This window comes from Mesorhizobium sp. LMG17149 (assembly GCF_024518695.1).
Classification (GTDB): domain Bacteria; phylum Pseudomonadota; class Alphaproteobacteria; order Rhizobiales; family Rhizobiaceae; genus Mesorhizobium.
Genome location: NZ_JANIFL010000029.1, coordinates 1 through 1310, shown reverse-complemented (window position 1 = coordinate 1310; position 1310 = coordinate 1). Strand labels below are relative to the sequence as shown.

Genomic DNA, 1310 nt, shown 5'->3' with positions numbered 1-1310 from the left:
ATCGTGAACCCCAAAATTGATCCAACGCGAGTGGCAAAGGCACTTAAACCGGACGGGAGCATAGATGACGATGATCGGGTTGAAATTGGGCCGACGGACGTCGCCTTTGCGGAGTGGGCAGCCTTGGGCCTGACCACGCCCAACCTAGATCGTATGCGCAAGACCCGTCTTGATCGGATTGTTCTGCAACTCCGCCAAAGAGACTATGCGGGCGTGCTCTGCTTCGATCCGCTGAACATACGATACGCTTCAGATTCCTCGAACATGCACATATGGATCATGCACAATCCGTCACGAGCTGTGTTCGTATCGGCCGACGGCTATGTCGTTCTCTGGGATTTCCATCGTTGCGGCCACCTGTCAAACTACCTGCCGCTCATTAATGAAATCCGGGATGGCGGCGCCGGCTTCTACTATTTTGTTGCCGGCGATGAAGAGGAAGCAATCGCCAGGGACTTTGCCGGACAAATTGACGAACTGTTGCGCCGCTCTGGTGGCAAAAACCGTCGTCTTGCCGTCGACAAGATCGAAATCCCCGGCCTTCGTGCGCTAGATGCAGTTGGCATCGAGGTTTGCAACGGCATGCAGCTCATGGAGCACGCCAGGGCCATTAAGGGAATCGACGAGATCAACGCCATGCGCTGCTCTCTCGCGACCTGCGAGATTGCCGTTGCCAAAATGCGAGAACGTTTGCAGCCCGGCATAGCCGAAACGGAACTTTGGTCGGTTCTTCATGCCGAAAACATCGCACGTGGTGGCGAGTGGATCGAAACGCGCATTTTAACTTCCGGCCCGCGCACGAACCCCTGGATGCAGGAGGCCGGCCCCCGTCGCATTGTCTCAGGAGACCTCGTCGCCTTCGACACCGATATGGTGGGCCCGTACGGCATGTGTGCCGACTTCTCCCGCACTTGGCACTGCGGTGATGGCTGTCCCACCGACGAACAGCGAAGGCTGCACGCCATCGCATACGAGCACGTGGCCGCAAATATGGCCATGCTAAAGCCGGGCGTCTCTTTCACCGAGCTCACGCAGCGCAGCCACAAGCTTCCCGCGGAGTTCGTCAAGCAGCGATATGGCGTCATGATGCATGGCATCGGTCTATGCGACGAATATCCCGCGATTCTTTATCCTGAAGACTTCATCCCGGGAGCATTCGACTATGTTCTCGAGCCCGGAATGACCTTGTGCGTCGAGGCTTATATCGGTGCCGTCGGTGGGCGGGAAGGCGTGAAACTGGAAGAGCAGGTGCTCGTGACCGAGAGCGGAGTTGAAAATCTCACGAGATGCCCGTTTGATGAGACTTTGAT

1 protein-coding gene is annotated in these 1310 nt (G+C 56.9%); it reads left to right on the top strand.

The window, feature by feature from the left end:
• Positions 1-123: 123 nt before the first annotated feature.
• On the top strand, positions 124-1310 hold a 1187-nt coding region (locus NP945_RS31795), incomplete at its 3' end, for a Xaa-Pro peptidase family protein (protein WP_256748513.1).